Origin of the sequence: Methylocystis sp., assembly GCF_046349115.1 — a bacterium.
Lineage (GTDB): Bacteria > Pseudomonadota > Alphaproteobacteria > Rhizobiales > Beijerinckiaceae > Methylocystis.
Map to the genome: position 1 here is coordinate 102,495 of NZ_JAXMCX010000001.1, position 21,242 is coordinate 123,736.

15 protein-coding genes are annotated in these 21,242 nt (G+C 61.2%); 4 read left to right on the plus strand and 11 right to left on the minus strand.

Features of this window, described 5'->3' with window-relative positions:
* Positions 1 to 15 precede the first annotated feature (15 nt).
* From U1E20_RS00505 to U1E20_RS00545, 9 genes are all read right to left on the minus strand, one after another.
* On the minus strand, positions 16 to 1,206 hold the full coding sequence (locus U1E20_RS00505) for a tetratricopeptide repeat protein (RefSeq protein WP_409978628.1): 1,191 nt from the start codon (positions 1,204 to 1,206) through the stop codon (positions 16 to 18).
* Positions 1,207 to 1,321: 115 nt separating this feature from the next.
* A complete protein-coding gene (locus tag U1E20_RS00510) occupies positions 1,322 to 2,887 on the minus strand; it encodes a DUF4331 family protein (RefSeq protein WP_409978629.1) in 1,566 nt (521 codons plus the stop codon).
* A 283-nt stretch (positions 2,888 to 3,170) separates the two neighbouring features.
* Positions 3,171 to 5,741, minus strand: a complete 2,571-nt coding sequence (gene mgtA, locus U1E20_RS00515) for a magnesium-translocating P-type ATPase (RefSeq protein WP_409978630.1) — start codon at positions 5,739 to 5,741, stop codon at positions 3,171 to 3,173.
* A gap of 525 nt (positions 5,742 to 6,266) precedes the next feature.
* Complete coding sequence (locus U1E20_RS00520) at positions 6,267 to 6,713, minus strand: PA2169 family four-helix-bundle protein (protein WP_409978631.1); 447 nt, start codon at positions 6,711 to 6,713, stop codon at positions 6,267 to 6,269.
* Between the two features lie 265 nt (positions 6,714 to 6,978).
* Positions 6,979 to 7,338 (minus strand): CsbD family protein, encoded by a 360-nt coding sequence (locus U1E20_RS00525; RefSeq protein ID WP_409978632.1) that lies wholly within the window; start codon positions 7,336 to 7,338, stop codon positions 6,979 to 6,981.
* Positions 7,339 to 7,722: 384 nt separating this feature from the next.
* A complete protein-coding gene (locus U1E20_RS00530; protein WP_409978633.1) occupies positions 7,723 to 8,949 on the minus strand; it encodes a DUF2252 family protein in 1,227 nt (408 codons plus the stop codon).
* Positions 8,950 to 9,216: 267 nt separating this feature from the next.
* A complete protein-coding gene (locus U1E20_RS00535; protein ID WP_409978634.1) occupies positions 9,217 to 10,650 on the minus strand; it encodes an amino acid permease in 1,434 nt (477 codons plus the stop codon).
* A gap of 153 nt (positions 10,651 to 10,803) precedes the next feature.
* Positions 10,804 to 11,142: a small metal-binding protein SmbP gene (gene smbP / locus U1E20_RS00540; protein ID WP_409978635.1), complete on the minus strand. Its 339-nt coding sequence runs from the start codon at positions 11,140 to 11,142 to the stop codon at positions 10,804 to 10,806.
* A 124-nt stretch (positions 11,143 to 11,266) separates the two neighbouring features.
* Positions 11,267 to 11,668 (minus strand): DUF3775 domain-containing protein, encoded by a 402-nt coding sequence (locus tag U1E20_RS00545; RefSeq protein WP_409978636.1) that lies wholly within the window; start codon positions 11,666 to 11,668, stop codon positions 11,267 to 11,269.
* Positions 11,669 to 11,790: 122 nt separating this feature from the next.
* On the opposite strand from U1E20_RS00545, the gene ald reads away from it, so the two are divergent.
* Together ald and phaC are read left to right on the plus strand one after the other, a co-directional pair.
* The gene (ald, locus tag U1E20_RS00550) at positions 11,791 to 12,921 is read left to right on the plus strand and encodes an alanine dehydrogenase (protein ID WP_409978637.1); all 1,131 of its coding nucleotides are present in this window, start codon (positions 11,791 to 11,793) and stop codon (positions 12,919 to 12,921) included.
* A gap of 231 nt (positions 12,922 to 13,152) precedes the next feature.
* Positions 13,153 to 15,153: a class I poly(R)-hydroxyalkanoic acid synthase gene (gene phaC, locus U1E20_RS00555; protein ID WP_409978638.1), complete on the plus strand. Its 2,001-nt coding sequence runs from the start codon at positions 13,153 to 13,155 to the stop codon at positions 15,151 to 15,153.
* 14 nt (positions 15,154 to 15,167) lie between these two features.
* Here phaC and U1E20_RS00560 read toward each other — a convergent pair whose 3' ends face one another.
* The gene (locus U1E20_RS00560; RefSeq protein ID WP_409978639.1) at positions 15,168 to 16,262 is read right to left on the minus strand and encodes a HupE/UreJ family protein; all 1,095 of its coding nucleotides are present in this window, start codon (positions 16,260 to 16,262) and stop codon (positions 15,168 to 15,170) included.
* A gap of 264 nt (positions 16,263 to 16,526) precedes the next feature.
* Between U1E20_RS00560 and clcA the strand changes: the two genes are divergently transcribed.
* Both clcA and U1E20_RS00570 read left to right on the plus strand, forming a co-directional pair.
* Entirely contained in the window at positions 16,527 to 17,849 is a 1,323-nt protein-coding gene (clcA, locus tag U1E20_RS00565) for a H(+)/Cl(-) exchange transporter ClcA (RefSeq protein ID WP_409978640.1), read from the plus strand.
* 118 nt (positions 17,850 to 17,967) lie between these two features.
* On the plus strand, positions 17,968 to 19,548 hold the full coding sequence (locus tag U1E20_RS00570; protein WP_409978641.1) for a GNAT family N-acetyltransferase: 1,581 nt from the start codon (positions 17,968 to 17,970) through the stop codon (positions 19,546 to 19,548).
* A gap of 34 nt (positions 19,549 to 19,582) precedes the next feature.
* Here the strand turns inward: U1E20_RS00570 and U1E20_RS00575 are convergent, their stop codons facing one another.
* The gene (locus tag U1E20_RS00575; protein ID WP_409978642.1) at positions 19,583 to 21,088 is read right to left on the minus strand and encodes a hypothetical protein; all 1,506 of its coding nucleotides are present in this window, start codon (positions 21,086 to 21,088) and stop codon (positions 19,583 to 19,585) included.
* Positions 21,089 to 21,242: the final 154 nt, after the last annotated feature.

The following is a 21,242-nucleotide window of genomic DNA, read 5'->3' on the forward strand; positions in this document are numbered from 1 at the left end:
TCGCCTGCGCCGGCGTCAGTGATGAATATGAAAGCTTTCGACGCAAGGGTTGATGCTTTGCGCCAAAGTCAGGAGCGCCGCGCTTTTCGACGGGTTTCCGGCCGCCAAATGGATCTGCGCGGCCTGATGGCAAAGCTTGGCGGAAGAGGCGCCGGAATTGAGCGCGCGGTCGCTCCAAAGGACCGCGTCCGTGAAACGGCCGGCTCGAAAATAGGCCCAGGCCAGCGCCGCCTGCGTCGAAAAGTTCTCGCGCAGCGCGATGTCCTTCAGCGCCCATAGCGTCGCATTCGCGCCATCCTCGGCGACGTCGGCGTAATAGTCGACGAGATGGTGGTAGTAATGGACGTCGCCAGACTGCGCCGAGCGAAGATAGGCGCCGAGCGCTCGCCCCTTCCAAATCTTTGCCGTCTCCTCGCGTCCCGCCAGCTCGTATAATTCGCCGATCGCCTGCTCCAGGTCGGCGCGATCGACCCCGGCGGCGATCTCTTCGAGCAGCGCGGCCGCGTCAAGATAGCGCCCCTGCGCGCCCCATAATTCGGCGATGTGTTCCTTGACCAACCAATAGCCCGGATAGGCTTTGTCCGCGCGCGCATAGCGGCTCTCAGCCTCCTTGTAGCGTCCGCGTTGAAAATCCATGAGCCCGATTTGCGTCTCGAGCCAGGCGAAGTTCCGCATCTGCTTCGCGGTCAGTTCGTCTTCGGCTTCTTCGTATAAAAGCGCGGCGCCAGCGGCGTCGCCCATCTTGAACCGAAAATGCGCGAGACGCGCAAGGCCGTCCCAGCTCCGCTCCTCGATGAGCAATTCGTCATAACCCGCGCGCGCCGCCTCATAACGCCCTTCCTGAAAGGCGAGATCAGCGGCGAGCATACGCGCCTCGCGGCTGTCGCGCACGAGAGGCGCCGCCGATAGCGCGGCGCGCACGTCGTCGAGGCGATGGAGCTTAAAGGCGACATTGGCCTTGAGCAGATAGAGGTCGGAAGGATCGGCAAGAAGCGCGATCGCTTTGTCCAATACGCCGTCGACGGCTGCGAGCTCGTTCAAATCGCCGGCGACGGCGGCTTTCTGATAGCGCCGCCATGCGTAGCGGGTGATCTGTTCGGCGTCGGCCGCGCGATCGAGCGCATCGTCGCCCATCTCATCGAGCGCCTGCTCGATATGGCGCATCTCCGTTTCATATCCGTCCGGCGTCTTAACCAGGGAGATCATGCTCAGCTCCACCTCCAATAGAGGGATCGATCTCGCGCGATGGATCCACGCTTCATCGCCATCGAAGCGAAGCCATCCGAATGCGGAAAACGGGTTGCGTTGAGCGCGCGCGCAGCTACCAAGGTTCGGCCAGATAGGGGAAACTCTTCAAGAACGGCTTGTCGTTCTTCATTGGATTGGGCGGTGTTTTCGGTTCGATCGGCGCGCTTTGCCAAAGCGCCGGATCGTTGAGCGTTTCGACATTATATTTCTTCCCATTCAACGTCGCGCTCATGTCGAGGAAGAGCGAGAGGAAGCGGGTCGCCACCTGATCTTCCAGGCGCCGGCCGAAAGGCCATGTGCCGGTCGTGTCCATGTCGATCGAATTGACATTGGGAATGAAAACGTCGACCGGCCGACGCAACGGGATCGGCAGACCCTTCGGATTCCAAGAGTCGTCAGGCATGTTGAGCTCCTGGAACAGCATCTTCTTCACCCGCGGGAAGGCCTCGATGACGCTCGCATAGGTGCGATGGACCGAGATCGGCGAATTGTCGTGGTCGAAGGCGCTGGCGAGTCCGAGCGCGGTGACCGACGGGCCGAAGCCCCAGCCGAGATGGCCGAGACGCCTGACGAAATGCGGCGCGAGCCAGAAGTTATTTGCGCCGAGCTGGCGGTTATCCTCTCTCTCGCTCAACGCCGCATCGGCGAACGCCTGACCGTCAGTGTCGACGAGCTTGTATTTTTTCAGTTCGTCGTCGAGGGTCCAGGCGTCGAGCAGCACATGCGGATGCTCGAGCCAGAACGGCTCGTCGGGGATCGTCTCGATCTTGTTCGCCGCCTTCAACACCCAGCTTTCGCCCCAGGCGTTGACGATGCGATCCTGCGCCGGATTGTCGGTGAGGAAGGCGAGCGGAATTTCAAGGATGATCGCATTGCAGTTTTGACCCGCGCGCGCGTCATGGCCGGAATAGACGAAGCGGAAATTGCCCTTGGCGTCCTTCTTGAATTTCGTGCCCTTCCACTCATAGGGCCCCGGCGGCAATTCTTTTTTGAACCCGTTGCCCCAATTGGGAAACGCGGGATCGTAGTTGAAGAGATCATTGCCTTCGAGTTCGATCAGCGTCTTCGGGATTTTCAGCTCGCGCAGCTCGGGCAGCGAGTGCGGCACGTGATAATATTGCGGCGCATAATTGATCGAGCGGAAGAACCCCGGCAGATCATTGAAGAAAGCGTCGTCGCGCCCGCCGATGAAAGTCTGGATGGCGTGGCCCTTTGGCGATTTCAGCGTCGTATTGACGTTGGCGTCGATCACCGCTGAGAAATCGCCGCCGGGAAAGTTGAAGAAGCGGATATGCGGGCGATTGTCGCGATCGACGGTTACGCGGATCTCCGCAGGTTTGAGGACGCTGAGGTATTTCGACTTCACGCCGTCGAGATATTTGAGCAGGCCCTCGAGACTTTGATCGTCTTTGCCCGGCCGCGCGATACGTTTGTCCGGCGCGATCAGAATGCGATAAAGCATGTCCGTGTCGAATACGCCCGCGTCGGGGACAGAGGCGAAAGTCAGCGCGATGACGACCTTCTCGCCGCCATCCTTATCGTCGGAGGGGAAGCCGAATATGTCATAGAGATCGGCGGCGCTGACATCGATGTCGGAGAAAATCGAATTTACGGCATTTGGGTCGTTGTGGTCGGCCATGGAAGGGCCCTCCTGTCAAAAAATTGCTTGGGACAGCCGGCGAACGTTCCAATAAAATTGGCGCCGTCACCGCTCTCCTTCGGCGCCGCCGCAATCAATCCTCCGCTCATTCGCATCGCGCATGAGACACTTACAAAACAATCGCCGTCCTTTTTGGTTCCAGTCGCCTGCAAAGATTCTGCTTGTCACTTCGCTTCTTAGGACGGGGCGGAGAATCATGGCGAGGTTGATGCAACTTGGGCGAGCGCCCAGCTCGCTCGACCCGACCCGCCGAGACGGCTGTTCAGACATTCGCGCGCGACTGCGCGCGCGACCGCTTGAACCATCGGTAAAATCCCATTTTGGCGATTTGGACGATCGCGAGATAGGCGACCACCATCGCGGCGAGGATGACATAAAATTCGCCCGGCGGCGGCTCGAATCCGAAATAGGCGGCCAGCGGGCTGAACGGCAGCGACGCGCCGATGACGGCGATCGCGCATGACGTTGCGACGAGGACAGGATTGGCGCGACTCCTGAATGGGTTGCCGCGCGTGCGAATGATGAAGATCACCAGTACTTGAGTGGACAGCGATTCGACGAACCAGCCGGTGTGAAACAAATTCTCATCGGCGTTCAGAACGAACAGCAGGACGTAAAAGGTCAGAAAGTCGAAGGCGGAGCTGATCGGACCGATGACCAGCATGAAGTTGCGAATAAAGCTCATGTCGAGAACTTGCGGTCGGCGAACGTCCTCGACGTCGACATCGTCCAAGGGGATCGGCACTTCGGAGAGATCGTAGAGGATATTGTTGAGAAGAATTTGCGTCGGCAACATCGGCAAGAAGGGCAGCAGCAGCGAGGCGGCCGCCATGCTGAACATATTGCCGAAATTCGAGCTGGTGCCCATCATGATATATTTCATGACATTGGCGAAGGTTCGGCGTCCCTCCAACACGCCGTCGTGAAGGACGTGCAAATCCTGGTCGAGCAGGATCATGTCGGCGGCTTCCTTGGCGACGTCGACGGCTGAATCGACTGACAGGCCGACATCGGCGGAATGCAGGGACGGGGCGTCATTGATGCCGTCGCCCAAATAGCCGACGACATGGTCGCGCGCCTTCAGCGCGAGAATGATCCGGTCCTTTTGCGAAGGATTGACGCGGCAAAAAAGATTGGTCTGCTCGGCTCTGACGCGCAGCGCCAGGTCGTCCATCTCGCCGATTTCTTTGCCGGTCAGCACGCCCTCGACGGCGATATTCAGACTGGCGCAGACATGCTGCGTGACCAATTCGCTATCGCCGGTGACGATCTTTACCCTCACGCCGCTTGCGGCGAGGGCCGCGAGCGCGGGACCGGCGCTCGCCTTGGGCGGATCGAGAAATCCGGCGAAGCCCTCGAACACCAATTCCGCCTCATCGCCGACCACCGCATGCCGATGATCAAGCGGAACGCGCCGCCAGGCGATGCCTAAAAGCCGAAAACCGTCCTTTTCGAGCGCGATTCGCTGCGCGCCGATCTGCGCTAGCGCCGAGGGATCGAGCGCGCGCTGCGCGCCGCTTTGCGACTCCTGATAGAGATTGCAGAGCGCGATGATTTCCTCGGCGGCGCCCTTGACCACCAGCAGTCGCTCCCCGTCTTTTTCAACCAGCACCGAGACGCGCCGCCTTTCGAAATCGAACGGAACTTCGTCGATTTTTTTCCACTCATGCACGTCAATGTTTTGATGATCGAGGATCGCGTCGTCGAGCGGGCTCTTTAAGCCGGTCTCGAAAAAACTGTTCAGATAGGCGAGTTCGAGCACGCGGTCGCTCGGCCGTCCGGCCGCGTCCACATGGCGCTCCAGCCTGATCTTCGCCTCGGTCAAGGTGCCGGTCTTGTCCGTGCACAGAACGTCCATCGACCCGAGATTTTGAATCGCCGATAATCGTTTGACGATGACCCGCCGCTTCGCCATGTGCAGCGCGCCGCGCGACAGCGTGACGGACACCACCATGGGCAACAATTCGGGGGTGAGGCCGACGGCGAGCGCGACGGCGAAGAGGAAGGACTCGAGCCATGGCTTGTGCAGCAGCGCATTGACCAGGAGAACGAACAGCACAAGCAGGATCGTGAGCCGCATGATGAGCAGACCGAAGCGATGCGTCCCGATCTCGAAGGCCGACGGCGGCGGCTGACGCCTGACGCGTTCCGCGACGGCGCCGATCGCCGTGTCGGCGCCGGTTTTCGCCACGAGCATCTTGGCGCTGCCGCTGATCACGCTGGTGCCCATGAATACGGCGTTGGCGGCGTCCTGGATTTCGGTTGCGTCGGCCGCGAGCGGCCCCGGCCGTTTCTCGACCGGATAGGGCTCGCCGGTCAGCAGCGCCTGTTTGACGAAGAGATCGCGCGCTTCCAAAACCAGACCGTCGGCGGGAATCATGTCGCCGGCGGACAATAGGGCGACGTCGCCCGGGACGACGTCGGCGACAGGCGCCTCGATCTCCTTCCCGTCGCGAATGAGCTTGGCCCGCACCGAGACCGACTGACGCAATCGCTCCGCGGCTTTTCCGGCGCGGCGCTCCTGAATAAAGTCCAGCGTGACGCTGAACAGAACGATCGCCGAAATGATCGTAAAATTGGCGACTTCTCCGGTGAAAGCGGAAATCGCGCTGGCGACGAGCAGGAGAATGACGAGAGGATTACGAAAGCGCGAAAGAAATTGCAGGAACAGCGGCTGCTGTTGACGAACGTCGAACAAATTTGGGCCGAATTCGGCGAGACGCGCGCGCGCTTCAACGCTGGTTAAGCCCGTCGCTTCGGTCGTCTTGTCCGCGCCTCCATCGGCGACCGCGTTCACCCACCAGGCGGAGTCGTCATGCCGGCCTTTCGACATCGCGCCTTTCCTCTCACACGAGTTCCGTTTGACCTGCTCGGCTGTCATTCCAGACGCGCGCACCGCGCGCGATCCTGAATCCAGAGCTAAACCAGCGTTCTTGGATTGGCTCTGGATTCCCGGTCAGGCCTGCGGCCCGCCGGGAATGACACAGCCCAAGCGAACCGATCGGCCGGAATTCGTATCATGCTTCGTAAATCGACGTCGCAACCAGAGGACGGCGATCAGCCCAATGTAGAACGCCGGAAGCCGATCGAGAATACGAGAAATTTTTGATGTGGACGCAGGCGTAGCGACAGCAGGCTCAGCAACATCTTTTTATTGCGCGGCGGTCCCGCGTTTAAGCCGCGCGTCCGCTTTCTCGCGCGCTCAGCGCATATTTGCAACAATGCTCCAATATGCACGAACAAACGGCCGCGAAAGCGACAAGAGGAAGCGACGGTTCCTACTCCTCCGACATCGGGCGGATTACCGTCGCTCCATAAAATGTGCGCTTACAGCGCGGACGCATCGGCGCTAATCGTTCTAGGCTGCGTCGCGCAATTGTTTGATGACGTCGTGATTTTCCACTACGCCCTTGTATTGCCTTTCGATGATATCGTGAACGTAGGGAGGAACGTCTTCTTTCAGCGCCTTTTGGTAGGCTGTTTTGGCCGCATCTTCCCCGCGCTCGCATTCTTGAAGAATTGCTTTGTCGTCGCCGCCGGTGATGGCGGCCTTTAGATTCGTCCAAGCCCGATGGAACGCGGCCGATATCACGCCTTCGGTCGGAGCGGAGCCGCCAAGATTGGAGACCTCTTCTTCCAACTCCTTCGCCCCCAACGCGCAACGGTGTGAGGCCGTCTCGAAAACGCTGCGCAGCTTTGCGTCCTTTACGGCTTCCGCTGCGGCGGCGAAGCCTTTTTCGCCGTCGCGGCTAACCTCGGCCAAACTCTTCAAGACAGACTGAGCGTTCATCGTCATCGTCGTCATTGTCGAACTCCTATGCAACGCCGATGTGCAGCAACGGCGTTCGCGATGAATTGTTCCAAGGCGAATGGATCCGATTCGCAAATTCGGCGCATAACCAGCATCGCGCGTATTCCGCTCCCGCTAGTCGCAGCGGGTCCCCGAGCTGCTCGCGGACAAGCGCTCGCGAAACTGTACGAAGAGGACGGACCCATCAGGCCCGTCCTAGCTACGCGGCGCGCGGGAGAAGATGTGCGTGCGATTGATGGGAAGGTTGAATTCGAGTGGATTAATCGGGCGCGACCCACTGGTCGACTTCGTGTCTGACCTGTTCCTTGGAATAGCCGTATCGCTCTTGCAGCGCGCCTTCGAGCTGTTCGCGTTGACCGTTAATTCGCGTAATGTCGTCGTCAGTCAGCTTGCCCCATTTTTCCTTCACCTTGCCCGCGAACTGCTTCCAATTTCCGGCGATCGTGTCCCAGTTCACGGCCGGACGATGAACTTCGGGTTTGGCGACCGTTTCGTGATATCCCGGCATGCCGGGCACATTGGGGGGAGCCCATTGAGTTTCCGCGCGCGCCGGCATGGCGAAATAAGCGAACGCGGCGCCGAGCGCGATCGCTGACATCAAAGCTTGGCCCATTTTCATGCGCGCGTCCTCCTATTGTCGGCGCAGTTTGATCGTATCGCCGAAGTGTAATCCTAAGCAGCCGAACTCGATGGAGATGAGTTTTGTTCCAACGTCGCTTTTGGTTTGGCGCGATGAACATCGGGCGAGTGAGGAAGCGAGAACCAGACGACGTCGACCCTGCGACGATCATCCGCCAAGCAAATCGCTACATGCGTTTCGAGCGCCCCGCGCTTTTCGCGGCGTGAGAGATGTCGTTCCGCCTAAACGCAGCGTGATCGAGGACGGCGCCGATTCGACCAATTTTGGATTACGCCCGTCGGATCGAGCGACGTTCGTGGGCCAAAAGTCAGTGTTGAATATGAAAGCTCTTGACGCAGGCGTTGAGGCGCTACGGTCTCGCGTTCAAGCCGCGCGTTCGCTTTCTCGCGCGCTCAGCGCATATTTGCGACAATGTTCGAGATAAGCTCTTTCGTGGATGCCGAGGAGTTCGACAACCCCCTTCCACAGCCAGGTCGGCGCATCGAGCTGCGACGTGCGATTGCGCTCGAGTTCCGATAGCCATTGCTTTCGCGACACAGCATCCAGCTGGCGGCTGTGCGCCTTGCCGACAACTGCAGCGAGATAGGCGGCGATTCTTGTCGCCTCCTGCGCCGTCAGCTGCTCGACTTCGACCTTAAGGTCTTGAGGCAGAAGCTCCCTGACAAAAACGGACTTGCCCAGCAGCGTCGTCGCGCGGACGCGTTTGCCGAGATAGGGCGAAAGATAACGCGCGCCTTCCACCACTCGCTCAGCCTGGTTTTGCGGCATTTTCGCGCCTTTCGCGCGGGGCGCGGCGGCGGTCTTCGCCTCTTTGAAATCCATGAGGCAATATTGTCTGTCCGATCTGCGATGGCCGACGGATAGTATGGCGGCGTATCGCAACAGTCCGAGCGAGCTGCAGCCCTTCATCCAATAGGCGGCGTCCTGCAGCTTGACGACGGCGTCGTCGTCGCGCGATCCAAGCATGGTCGCCAGTCGCCGGATTTCATCGCTCTGGGCAAGCTGCGTAAGCTGATCGTTTTCCTGTCTGGAGATCGGCCAGAAGCGACGCCCCAAGGGGATTTGCGGCTTTGGGCCGTCGATACGTTCATTCGCCAATGTTTTCCATGTCGCTGCGGCCGACTGTCGAATAATGAGCCGGACGGTGTCGGGTATCGGCAGGTCGCTTTCTTCGTCGAAATCCGGCGCGAAGGATTTCTCATAGCCCTCCATCATCGCTTCCAGCATCAGCGCGGTCGTCACGCCAGGAAGGTCGGAGCCGCGCGCCGCGGAAGCGAGCGACAGCGCGAGGCGCAAAAGGTCATGCGCCGGATTGCCGATGACGGTCTGGTCGAGATCTCTGATCTGAATTTCGATGGCGCCGCGGTGATTGGCGACCGGACCGAGATTTCCGACATGACAATCGCCGCAAATCCAAATGGACGGTCCCTCCGGAATCGCGCCAGCCTGGATTTTGTCCAGCCATTCGTAAAACATGACGGTAGAGCCGCGCACATAGCGATGCGCCGAACGCGCCATTTTAAGATTGCGCGTGCTCTCCAGAATCGCCGAGCGCTGCCTGGGTTGGGGATATTTCGCCTTGCTGTGCATGGGGATTGGACGCCTTCGCAGAGCCGCTTTTGATTCTAGTTCGGACAGGTTTTCGAGTGGTTCAAATTCTACGACTCCGCGGCGGCATCGGCTTCCGTCGCCGAACCGCATGAATAGACAATATGAAACCATGCGAACTTGTCCAGACCGCCAACATGCGCTTCGTCTGATCGGGCGGCGCGGCAGAGCTTCAGGAAAGCGAAGGCGACGACGCTTAACCCTGCGGGTGTTTGAGGATAGCGCTCCTGTGGAGCCGCGTAGGCCGCGTCATGTTGATGCGTCGCGACGATCCATTCGCGGATTTTGGCGCGCCAACAGGCTCTGCTTTCGCCCATAGAAAAAATACAGGGCGAGTCCGATCGCCATCCAAATCGCGAAGCGTTCCCAGGCGATCGCCGGCAGCCGCGACAAAAGCCAGAGCGAAAAGCCGACGCCGATCAGCGGCGTGACGGGAACGAAAGGCGCGCGAAAGCTACGCCGCGCGTCGGGACGCGTGCGGCGCAGCACGATGATCGCCGAACAGATGACGACGAAGGCGGAGAGCGTGCCGATATTCACCAGCTCCGCCACTTCCTTGATCGGATAGAGGGCGGCGACGAGCGCGGTCAGCGCGCCGGCGATCAGCGTCGGCCGATAGGGCGTCAAAAAGCGCGGATGAAGCTTGGCGAACCAGGCGGGAAGCAGCCCGTCGCGGCTCATCGCGAACCAGATGCGCGCGCAGGCGAGCAGAAAGGCGAGCATCACGCTGATGATGCCGGCGACCGCGGCGAGCGACACGATGAAGGCGACCCAGGGCAGGCCGAGCGCGGCGAAGGCCGTCGCGACCGGCGCCGGATTGTCGAGCGTGTCGTAACGCACGACGCCGGTCAGCACGAGCGACATTGCAACGTAAAGCGTCAGCGCCACGACCAGCGACAGAAGCACGGCGCGCGGCACGTCGCGCTGCGGCGCGTGGGCTTCTTCGGCGGCGGTGGTCAGCGTGTCATAGCCGAACACGGCGAAGAACACGACCGCCGCGCCCTGCGCCACGCCGGAAAAGCCGAACGGCATGAAGGGCGACCAGTTCTCGACGCGCACATAGGGAATGCCTGCCGCGATTACCAAGAGCGTGGCGGCGATTTTGATGATGACCATCACCGTGTTGAAGCGGGCGCCAAGCTCGATGCGCAGCGTTAGGAGGCCGGCGACGCCGAGCGCGCCGAGCGCGGCGAAGAGATCGACGACGCGGCCCGCGCCTGTGCCGGCCGCGCCGCTCGCCCATTCGGGGAGAGCGAGGCCGAATTGCGCGAGGAGCGCCTGCAGATAGGCCGACCAGCCGATCGCCACCACGGCGACGACGAGCGCATATTCGAGCAGAAGATCCCAGCCGATGATCCAGGCGGCGAGTTCGCCAAGCACGGCGTAGGCATAAGTATAGGCGCTGCCGGCGACGGGAATCATGCCGGCGAATTCGGCGTAGGAGAGCGCCGCGGCGGCGCTGGCGACTCCGGCGATCAGGAAGGAGAGCGCGACGCCCGGCCCCGCCTGAGTCGCCGCGACGACGCCGGTCAGCACGAATATGCCGACGCCGATCAGTCCGCCAAGGCCGATTCCGGTGAGTTGCCAGACGCCGAGCACGCGACGGAAACCGCCCGGTCGGTCGGCGTCGGCTTGCAGCGATTCGATCGATTTGGCGCGCAGCAGCGAGGAGGAAAGCTTCATCAAGAGTCCGTCGGCGGATGCGCTTCCACAATGTCAATAAGCGATCCGCGCGGCGCTGTCATGGCGGCTCTGTCATGGCGGCGCGACCTCGCGCGACCACAAAAAAGAGCGGCCGTCAAAGACCGCTCTCTCGCTTTGTCAAGGGCGTCGCGCCTATTTCTTGGCGGCCTCGAGATGAGTCAGCGCTTCTTCGGCGTGTTTGGTCGCGACGTCGGCATGGTTCTGCTTGCCATGGTCGATGGCCATGTCGAGATGCGAAATGCCCTGTTTGGTGTGTTCATTCGGCTTCTCGGCCTCAGCCGCCTTGGCGTGCTTCAGCGCTTCTTCCGCATGCGTCGTCAGCGCATCGGCCTTTCCCGCCTTGCCCTCGCTGATCGCCTGTTTGGTATGGGTGATGGCCTCACCCAAATGATCTTCCGCTAGGGCCAGTCGCGGCGCGAAAAAGGCGGCGACCGTCAGGGCCAGCGCCGTTGCAAAGATTCTACGATTCATGGGCATCTCCTCAATGCTTCGCCGCACGACCTAAATATGGTCGCTTCGGCCGCCGTATCTAGGGCGGCTCCGGCCTTGCTTCATCTCGTCGCAGCCGCCGCCCGCGCGCCGCATCGCGATGCGCTTACTGCCGGTCGGCGGCGTAAAGCTCGCAGCTTTCGCCAAATTCGGCGAGCCCGCCTTCAAGAAACGAGGCAAGCAGCGGAACGCCAAGCAGATAGGCCGATGTCGAGCCCTCATGCCGCGCTCGCGCCTGCGCCACGGCCTCTTTCCATTCGCTCTCGGCGAAGTCGCCGCGTCCCACCCACATCAACGCGACGAGCTCGATCTGCTCGTCGATGTCCATGGCGTCGATAAAGGAGGAAATCTCGTCGCGCGTGCTGGAGAACGCCTCCTCGGTCAATACGCTGACGAAACCGTCGTCGGTGGCGTTCGACGCGTCCGCCTCGACGCCTTCGTCTTCGCTTTCAAGCTCACGCGCCTTGACGACGACGAAACAGACTTTGTCGGTATTGATGGTCGGCATTTCTTCCGCTCCAATGTTAAAAGTCGCTTGAGCTTTGCCCTTGCCGCGACAGACGTCGATTTGCATATATTCCTCCACGGCGAGATTTTTACCGAGGTCGACGCCGCTATTTGGAGCCGGAAATGCGTGTCGGCGCGCCGAAGGAAACCAAGGACAATGAATATCGCGTGGGGCTGACGCCCGCTTCGGTCGCCGAACTCGTCCACGCGGGACATGACGTCTTCATCGAAGCCGGCGCCGGCGAAGGCGCGGGATTATCTGATTTGGATTACGCCGCCGCCGGCGCGAGGCTCGTCGACGGACCCGAAGCGCTCTTCGCCGCATCGCAATTGATCGTGAAGGTGAAGGAGCCCCAGCGGCGCGAAATCGCCTATCTGCGTCCTGACCATGTGCTCTTTGCCTATCTCCATCTCGCAGCGGATGTGGAGCTCACGCGCGAGTTGATGGCGAGCGGCGCCCATTGCATCGCCTATGAGACGGTCACCGCGCCGGGCGGCGGACTGCCGCTGCTCGCGCCGATGTCGGAAATCGCCGGGCGCCTCGCCACGCAGGTCGGCGCGCATTTTCTCGAAAAACAGGCGGGCGGCCGCGGCGTTCTGCTCGCCGGCGCGCCGGGCGTTCCATCCGCCGACGTGCTGGTTCTTGGCGCCGGCAGCGTCGGCGTGCAGTCGACGGCGATCGCGCTCGGCATGGGCGCGAGCGTGCTGGTCGCCGACCGCAATCCGGACGCGCTCCGGCGGCTCGAAACGCGCTTCGGCTTCGCCGCACGCACCCTTTATTCGACCCGCGCGGCGATCGCCGAATCGGTGAAGCGCGCCGATCTCGTCATCTGCGCGGCGCTCACGCCGGGCGCCAAGGCGCCGATCCTGATCACGCGGGACATGCTGGCGACGATGAAGCGCGGCGCGGTGATCGTCGATGTCGCGATCGACCAGGGCGGCTGCTGCGAGACCTCGCGGCCGACCAGCCATTCCGACCCGGTCTATGTGGTCGACGGCGTCGTGCATTACTGCGTCACCAACATGCCCGGAATCACCCCGCGGACTTCCACCTTCGCGCTCAACAACGCGACGCTCCCCTTCGCGCTGGCGCTCGCCGACAAGGGCTGGCGCCGCGCGCTGGAGGACGATCCGCATCTTCGGGCGGGATTGGAAATCTCCGCCGGACGGATATTTTCCGCGCCTGTCGCCGCCGCGCATGGCCTGCCGTTTTCGTCGAGCCTTAATGTGTTGGACAGCGCCGGGGCGGCGTAGCGTTTTCCTCGCCTTTCGGCGGCCTGCGACCATTTCGCCTACCCGCTTCGCAAAAACATTTTGGCGGTCAATCATCAATATTGCATTGTAATATTTAGAGCTTATGTCCCAAGATGCAGTTTCTGCCCGCCTGGCAGGCAGAGCTTTTCCGATCGACGGGCAATTGTTAGACGAGTAGCACGCGGGCCAAGCGGCGCGGCGGCTCCTCAATTGGACACAGGCGGTTAAGGCATGAGCGCGAGAGAGGACCAGGACCCCGCTGCCAACCGAAGGCGACGGGGCCCAGCCGCAAAGGATTCCGCGCGCGCAAAGGCGGCGTCGCCAAAGAAGGCTCCTAGCAAGGCCAAGAAAAAGCCCGCGGCGGAGCCCCCCGCCGACGTGAGCGTTCCCGCGCTCGCTGTCCCTCCGGCGAAGCCCGAGGGCGTCGCTGGCGCGCCAATGCTGGCCAATATGGAGGCGTTCGGCCGTCTCGACTTCGAAACGCTGGCCGAAAACATGGCGCAGCTCGTCGATCAGGGCCGTAAGGCGCTCGCCGCCGCGATCGGCGGCGCCAATCCCGAGGACGCGCGTAGCGAACTCGCCGCGAATGTCGCCGACGCCACCAAGACTCTCGGCGCCGTCGCCGAATGGTGGCTGTCGAAGCCTGAGCGCGCCGCGGCGGCCCAGGCCGATCTTTACAGCGGACTGAGCACGATTTGGCGGCAGACGATGCGCCGCTACAGCGGGGAAGACGTCCCCCCGATCGTCCCGTCCGATCTCTCCGACAAGCGATTCGCCGCGCCGGAATGGAACGAGAATCCATTCTTCGATTGGCTGCGGCAATCCTATCTGCTGACGGCGCGTTGGGCCGGCGAGATGGTGGAGAAGGCCGAAGGCCTCGACCCGCAGACCAAGGCGCGGGCCGCCTTTTACGCGCGGCTCATCTCGAGCGCGGTCTCGCCGTCGAATTTCGTGCCGACCAATCCCGAGCTGTTGCGCGCGACGATCGACGCCAAGGGCGAGAATCTTGTCCGAGGCTTGACGATGCTTGCCGAAGACATTTCCGCCGGCGGCGGCGTGCTGAAAATTCGGCAGAGCGCGGCGCAGCGATTCGAACTCGGCGTCGATCTTGCGAATACGCCCGGCAAGGTCATCTGGCGCAATGACGTGATGGAGCTCATCCAATATGAGCCGACCACCGAGGAGGTCTACGCGCGGCCTCTGCTGATCACGCCGCCCTGGATCAACAAATTCTACGTGCTCGATCTTAACGCCGAGAAGAGCTTCGTGCGCTGGGCGGTGGAGCAGGGCTTCACCGTCTTCATCATCTCATGGGTCAATCCCGACGAGACCAAGGCCACGAAGGGCTTCGAGGCCTATATGCACGAAGGCGTGCTGACCGCGCTCGACGTTATCGAGAAGGCGACCGGCGAACGCAAGGTCACGGCGGCCGGCTATTGCGTCGGCGGCACGCTGCTCGCGTTGACGCTCGCCTATATGGCCGCGACCGGCGACGATCGCATCGACAGCGTGACCTTTTTTGCAACGCAGGTCGATTTTTCGAACGCCGGCGATCTGCAGATTTTCGTTGACGAGGCGCGGCTCGCGGCGCTCGACGAAAGCATGGCGCGCACCGGCTATCTGGAAGGCGTGAAGATGGCCAACGCCTTCAACATGCTGCGGCCGAACGAACTCATCTGGAATTATGTCGTCAACAATTACATGAAGGGCGTCGAGCCGGCGGCCTTCGATCTGCTCTATTGGAATTCCGACTCGACGCGCATCCCGCGCGCCAATCACTACTTCTATCTTCGCGGCTGCTATCTCGAAAATCGCCTGGCGCGCGGCGAGATGGTCATCGACGGCGTGCGGCTCAATCTGCGACAGGTCAAAATTCCGGTCTTCGAGATCGCGCCGAAGGAAGATCATATTGCGCCGGCGCAATCGGTGTTTCGCGGCGCGAAGTTCTTTGGCGGCGAAGTGACTTTCGTCTTGGCCGGTTCGGGCCATATCGCGGGGATCATCAACCCGCCCTCAAGGAACAAATATCAATATTGGACCGGCGGTCCCGCGAGGGGCGCCTTCGAGGATTGGATCAAGAAGGCCAAGGAGACCAAGGGCTCCTGGTGGCCTTATTGGTTATCCTGGGTGACGGCGCAGGCGCCGACGAAGGTCCCCGCGCGCCAGCCTGGCGGCGGCAAGCTCAAGATCATCTGCGACGCGCCGGGCGAATATGTGCGGGTGAGCGCATAGAGGTCGCGCGTCGCCTATCCCGGAAGCACCCCGATTCGTTCCAGAAACCAGTAGAGTCCCGCGACCGCGATCAGCGCCGAGAGCGCATAGACGAGCTTTTCGCTTCGCTTGCCGCCCGTCTGCTTGTCGACGAAGAACAGCAGCGGCATCACCGCGAAGACGATCGCGATCTGGCCCAGCTCGACGCCGATGTTGAAGGCGGCGAGCGCCGGCACGACGCCGCCCTGCGGAACGCCCATTTCGGTAAGCGCCGAGGCGAAGCCAAAGCCGTGGATGAAGCCGAAGAAGAATGTGTTGCGCCAGCGGTTGTCGACGTCGCGCGAGAAGAAATTCTCCACCGCGACGAAAATGATCGAGGCGGCGATCAGCGCCTCGACCAATGTCGAGGGCAGCGTGAAAATGTTGAGCGCCGCGAGCGACAGCGTGATCGAATGCGAAATGGTGAAGGCGGTGACGATCTTGACGACCGGCCAGATTCGATTGGCCCACAGAATGAGGGCGAAGAGGAAGCACAGATGATCATAGCCGGTGACGATATGTTCGACGCCGGCTTTCAGAAACTTCCACATCAGCTGCGCGGTCGTTTCCATCGGCTTTGACAGATCGAGCGGCGGATCGTCCGGGTAGAGCATGGTCTGGCCGGCGTTCTCGGTTCCCTCCAGTGTGACGAGATGCTTGCCCTTTGCGCCTTGAGCGGCGAGGAGCTTGGTCGCGTCATAGAAGAGCGCGCCATCGGTCGCGCCGCAGTCGAAGCGGACAACGACGAGGGCGCTGTCCTGATTTTCCGGGTCTTCGCCGGATTTCATGACGCTTTCGACGCAGGCGCGGCCGATTCCGTCGCGCATCGCGACCCGTTTTTCGACGAATTTGCCGATTTCGTCTTCGAGCGCGCCGGGAGGCGATAGGTCGACGCCAGCGCGTTCGCTCATCGTGTCCTGAAACATCCGTTCGAGGTCGGTGGCGAGAAAGCCGACATCGACGACGAAGACGCGATTGTCCTTCGGGACGATCTTAGCCGTTGAAATGTCGGGGGTATGCGCCAAGACCGGGCTCGCGAAGCCGACACAAAACAACATTGCGGCGGCGATTGTCCTGAATATCCCGGTCATACGCGCTCCCTTCACTTTGTTGGCGCGCACCATGCCAAAGGAGGCGGCGCCGGACAAGACAGCGCAAGCGCAAGCATTAGAGCATTTTCCGCCGAAGTGGATGCCGGTTCGGCGTAGAAAATGCGAAAATTCAAAAAATTAGATCGCAGTCATGAATCGATGATTCATGACTGCGATCTAACGCCCGTTCCGACGCGCTTCGCCAGCGCGATTATGCTATGGCGTCGCCGTGACGCTCCAGCCTCCACAGACCGAACCGGCGACATGACGCTCAATCGCGATCCTGGCGAGGTCCGCTCGACAGCCTTGTCGTCAACCGAGAGCGGCCTGTTGGCGCTCGCGACGCTGGCGCTGCTGGTCGGCGCCGTCGCGGGTCTCGTCTGCGCGCTTTTCCGGCTCACGCTCCAGCAGGCCGACCAGTTTCGGGGCGCCGTCGTCGCTTGGGCGCATGGCCATTCGGCGGCGGGATTCATGGCGCTCGTTGGCGGCTGCGCCTTTGCCGCCGTCGCCGCCGCCTGGCTGGTGCGGCGGTTTTCGCCTCATGCCTCGGGGAGCGGGATTCCGCATGTCGAGGCGGTCTTGCGCGGCGACGCGCCTCCGGCGCCTTTTGTCCTCCTGCCGGTGAAATTCGTCGGCGGAATCCTCGCGATCGGCTCGGGCCTGGCGCTCGGCCGGGAGGGCCCCAGCGTGCAGATGGGCGCGGTGATCGGCCAGCTCTTTAGCGGCGCCTTCCGTCGCGACTGGGCGGATTGCCGCGTCTTGCTGGCGGCCGGCGCGGGCGCGGGCCTCGCCACCGCCTTCAACGCGCCGATGGCCGGCGCGGTCTTCGTCTTGGAGGAGCTCGTTCAAAAATTCGAGCACAGGATCGCGATCGCCGCGCTGGCGTCGTCGTCGACGGCGATCGCCGTCGCGCATCTCATTCTTGGCGACGCGCCTGATTTTCAGCTGCCGGCGCTGTCCTATCCCGCGCCGGCGATCGGCCCGTTATTCTTCGCGCTTGGCGTCGTCTGCGGCGCCGTCGCGGTCGCCTATAATAAGGCGGTGCTCGCGACTTTGGCCGCGGTCGACCTCATGCGCGGCGTTCCGGCCGAGACCTGCGCCGCCGCGATCGGCGCGGCGGCGGGCGTGATCGCCTGGTTCGGGCCGGAATGCGTCGGCGGCGGCGACAATCTCACCCAGAATGCGCTGCTTGGTTCGCCGGGCCTGTTCGTCCTGCCGTTTCTTTTTCAGCTGAGATTCTGGTTCGGCGCCTTGTCCTATTCGGCGGGAACGCCGGGCGGTCTTTTCGCCCCGCTGCTGACGCTCGGCGCGCAATTGGGGCTGCTCTTTGGCGCGGGGTGCGGCTTGGCGTTCCCCGACCTTCCGATTCAGCCGCAAGCCTTCGCCGTCGTGGGGATGGCCGCGTTCTTCGCCGGCGTCGTGCGGGCGCCGCTCACCGGGCTCGTGCTCGCGACGGAAATGACCGGCAGCGCGCTTCTGCTGTTGCCGATGCTGGCGGCCTGTTTCACCGCCATGCTCATCCCGACGTTGTTGAGCGATGCGCCGCTCTATGACGCCTTGCGCGCGCGCCTGAGGGGATCATCTTAAGCGCCCATTCGGCGTTAAAGGCTTCGCGCGCCATCTTGCCATCTCTTCCTTGCGGCGGCCCCTTTCGATAGAAGTGTCGGAGGAAACTTAAGTCTATCGACGAAAGCGAGCGTATCGGGTGTCGACAAGATTGGGAACAAAATCGAAGACGCTCAAATCCCAGGAGCAGCTCATCATCCGGCGCGCCAACAGTCGCGACGTCCCCGACATCATCGCCATGATGAAACGCGCCTATCCATCGCTTCCCGTTTACACGCGCGGAAATTTGCTCGGACAGATCACGGCTTTTCCGGAAGGCCAATTCTTGGCGGAGTATGAAGGACGCGTCGTCGGTTACGCCGCGACCTTCCGCATCGACGAAGCGACCGCGCTGAAGCCGCACAATTGGGCGGAAATTACCGGCGGGGGCTACGCCTCTCGCCATGACGCCACTGGCCCTTGGCTCTATGGCATGGAGGTTTGCGTCGACCCGGACTGGCGCGGTCTGCGCATTGGCCAGCGGCTTTACGAGGCGCGAAAGCGGCTCGCCGAAGAATTAGAGCTCAAGGGAATTGTTTTCGGCGGTCGACTGCCGGGACTGGCGCGTAAAATCAAGGAATTCAAGACGCCGGAGGCCTATCTCGAAGCTGTCAAGGTTCAGAAAGTCCGCGATCAGGTCGCGACTTTTCAAATCGGCAATGGCTTTGAGCCTATCGGCCTGCTCAAAGGCTATCTGCCCAGCGATCATGAGAGTCTCGGCTACGCCGCCCACATGGTTTGGCGCAACCCCTACGTGGACCAAGAGGGGCCGCCAAAGACGAGCGCCATCCGTCCGAAGGATTGGGTTCGGGTGGCGACCGTTCAGTTTCAGCAGCGCGCGGTGAAGAGCTTCGACGAGTTTCTGGCGAATATCGAATATTTCGTCGACGTCGTTTCCGACTACAAATCCGACTTTGTCGTCTTTCCGGAACTGTTCACGCTGCAGCTTTTGGCGCTGGAAAAAAGACGTCTCGGCCCGGTCGAAGCGATCGAGGCGCTGACTCGACGGACGGAGCCGTTCGTCGCGGCGCTCAGACAGATGGCGCTCTCATACAACATCAACATCATCGGCGGTTCGCATCCCACCCGAGTCGCGGATGGTGACATCCGCAACGTCGCCTATGTTTTCTTGCGTGACGGGGCCGTGCACGCGCAGGAGAAAATTCACCCCACGCCGAACGAGCGCAACTGGTGGAACATTAGGGGCGGCCAGGAGATTCGCGCCATCGACACCGACTGCGGGCCGATCGGCGTGCTCGTCTGCTATGATTCGGAATTTCCCGAACTCGCCCGGCTACTGGCCGACGAAGGCGCGAAGCTGCTTTTCGTGCCGTTCTGCACCGACAATCGTCAAGGCTATCTCAGGGTGAGATACTGCAGCCAAGCGCGCGCCATCGAAAACCAATGTTATGTCGTTCTCTCGGGCAATGTCGGCAATTTGCCTGGCGTCGAGAACATGGACGTGCAATACGCCCAGTCCTGCATTCTTACGCCATGCGACTTCCCCTTCGCGCGCGACGGCGTGGCGGCGGAAACTACTGAAAATGTCGAAACCATCGCGGTGGCCGATCTCGATCTTTCCGATCTTGCCTGGGCGCGGCGGGAAGGCACCGTCCGCAATCTACGGGACAGGCGTTTCGACCTTTACCGTCTCGTCCGCCACGACGAAACGAAATCGTGAGGTTTCGACCTCCGGCGCCGCTTTCGCGTCCGCTTCACTGACACCCCGCGGCGGCCAACCAACCCGATAAAGCGCCTTCATGCGTCCCGGTAGACGGTCCGCCAGCGCCCCAGACGTATACATCGTTGGCGAGGCTGGTCGCAGCGGGCATATTGGCGGAAGCCGGAACGCCTGAGGAAACCCCGATGTAGATCTGATTATTTGGATCGTAAACATAAGTATAAGGCCAGCTGTAGGCCGTGGCCTGGAAGTGGCCCGATCGGGAGCCAAAATTAACTTCAGCCCAACCGAAGAAACACTGAAAAACGCCTCCGACCGCCAAGCCCCCAGGCGCGCTCATAGCATATCGAGGAGGCGTGGCGCCTGTGGTTTTTAGGCCAATGAAACCATTAGCGGCGTCGTAGAGGTAATTGAACCCCTGCAAGAAACGCACGGTAGTGTTCAAAAACGGCGCGCCAGTGTGGTCGACCGACACAGCATAGGGCGAGACTGGGTTGCCTTTTTGAGCTCCATTATTGGGGCCAACAGTATAGTTTAGCGAAGCGACCCAGTTGGTTTGATCTGGAAAGGAAACCTGAACAGTCGTTCCACTGACAGCGCAGGTCGGCGGGTTCGTGTTGCACTCAGCTTTATGGGGCGTCGTCGGCCCCATTCCGGTCTGGACCGTCACGCCTATCGGCGGCGTTAAAAAGCCCGTATTCACGCCGGTATCGAACAATATGCCGCCGCTTCCCGACACCCCATTCACGGTGATCGTTCCCCGCGCATGTTGCCAATCGGTCAGCACATTTGGAGATGCCGGGGCGGATTGCCATTGCTCAAAACTCGGCGCCAGCAGCGGCTCCAGTTTAATCAAAGCAAAGCCTTTGGTATTATTCGATGTCAGACCGATCAGTGCGCCTTGCGTCGATAAAATATAGCCTGGCGAAGGCAGCGAGCTGCTCCCCGCTATTTTCGTGACATTCAAAAAAGCGTTCTTATCCGGCGTTCCCTGAGGCAGGCCCGCCCCGCCGGCGAAACCGACGCCAAAATAATGCACGTCAGCGCCCTTATGATCAACGACATGACAATCTCTGGCGCCCTGTATGCAGGTAACGTTGGTTACAGCCATAACAGGCACTGTTGCGCTTGCAACCGCCGTTTTGTCGTTAAACAAGTGCACAGTGGTTCTATACCAGTCACCGGTGAAGTAATAGCCGCTGCTGGTAAGCGTTTCGGTTCCTGGACCGATAAAACTCGCATCCGATCGCCCTTTTGCCGGCGGCGTGAAATAATTTCCGCCGACGATTATTCCAACTGAGCCGGTATCCATCGTGACGGCGAAGGAAGAGTTGTAGTTGCTACTGAACCCGACTCGGATTTCAGGGCTGGCGTCCGACTTGCTGACTTCATTTGCGTTAACAAATGGAACAAAAACGCTCACGCCATTGGTATAAGGCGGACTGGAGTCAGCTTGCGCGGTCAAAGAACAAACCGGGCTTGCCAACAAAATAACGGCATATACGACCAAGCGTAAAACAAACATCCGTTTATCTTCCATTATCGAACCATAAACGGACTCCGCATGATCGACGCGGCGCCAGCCAAGCCTCGCGAAGACCGACGGCCAGGATTCAGGCGACCATGCGACGTTCGGGTTTGAATATGATCTCCCCATAACCCTTCCTCGCTACGGGTTCGGCACACTTGGCGTT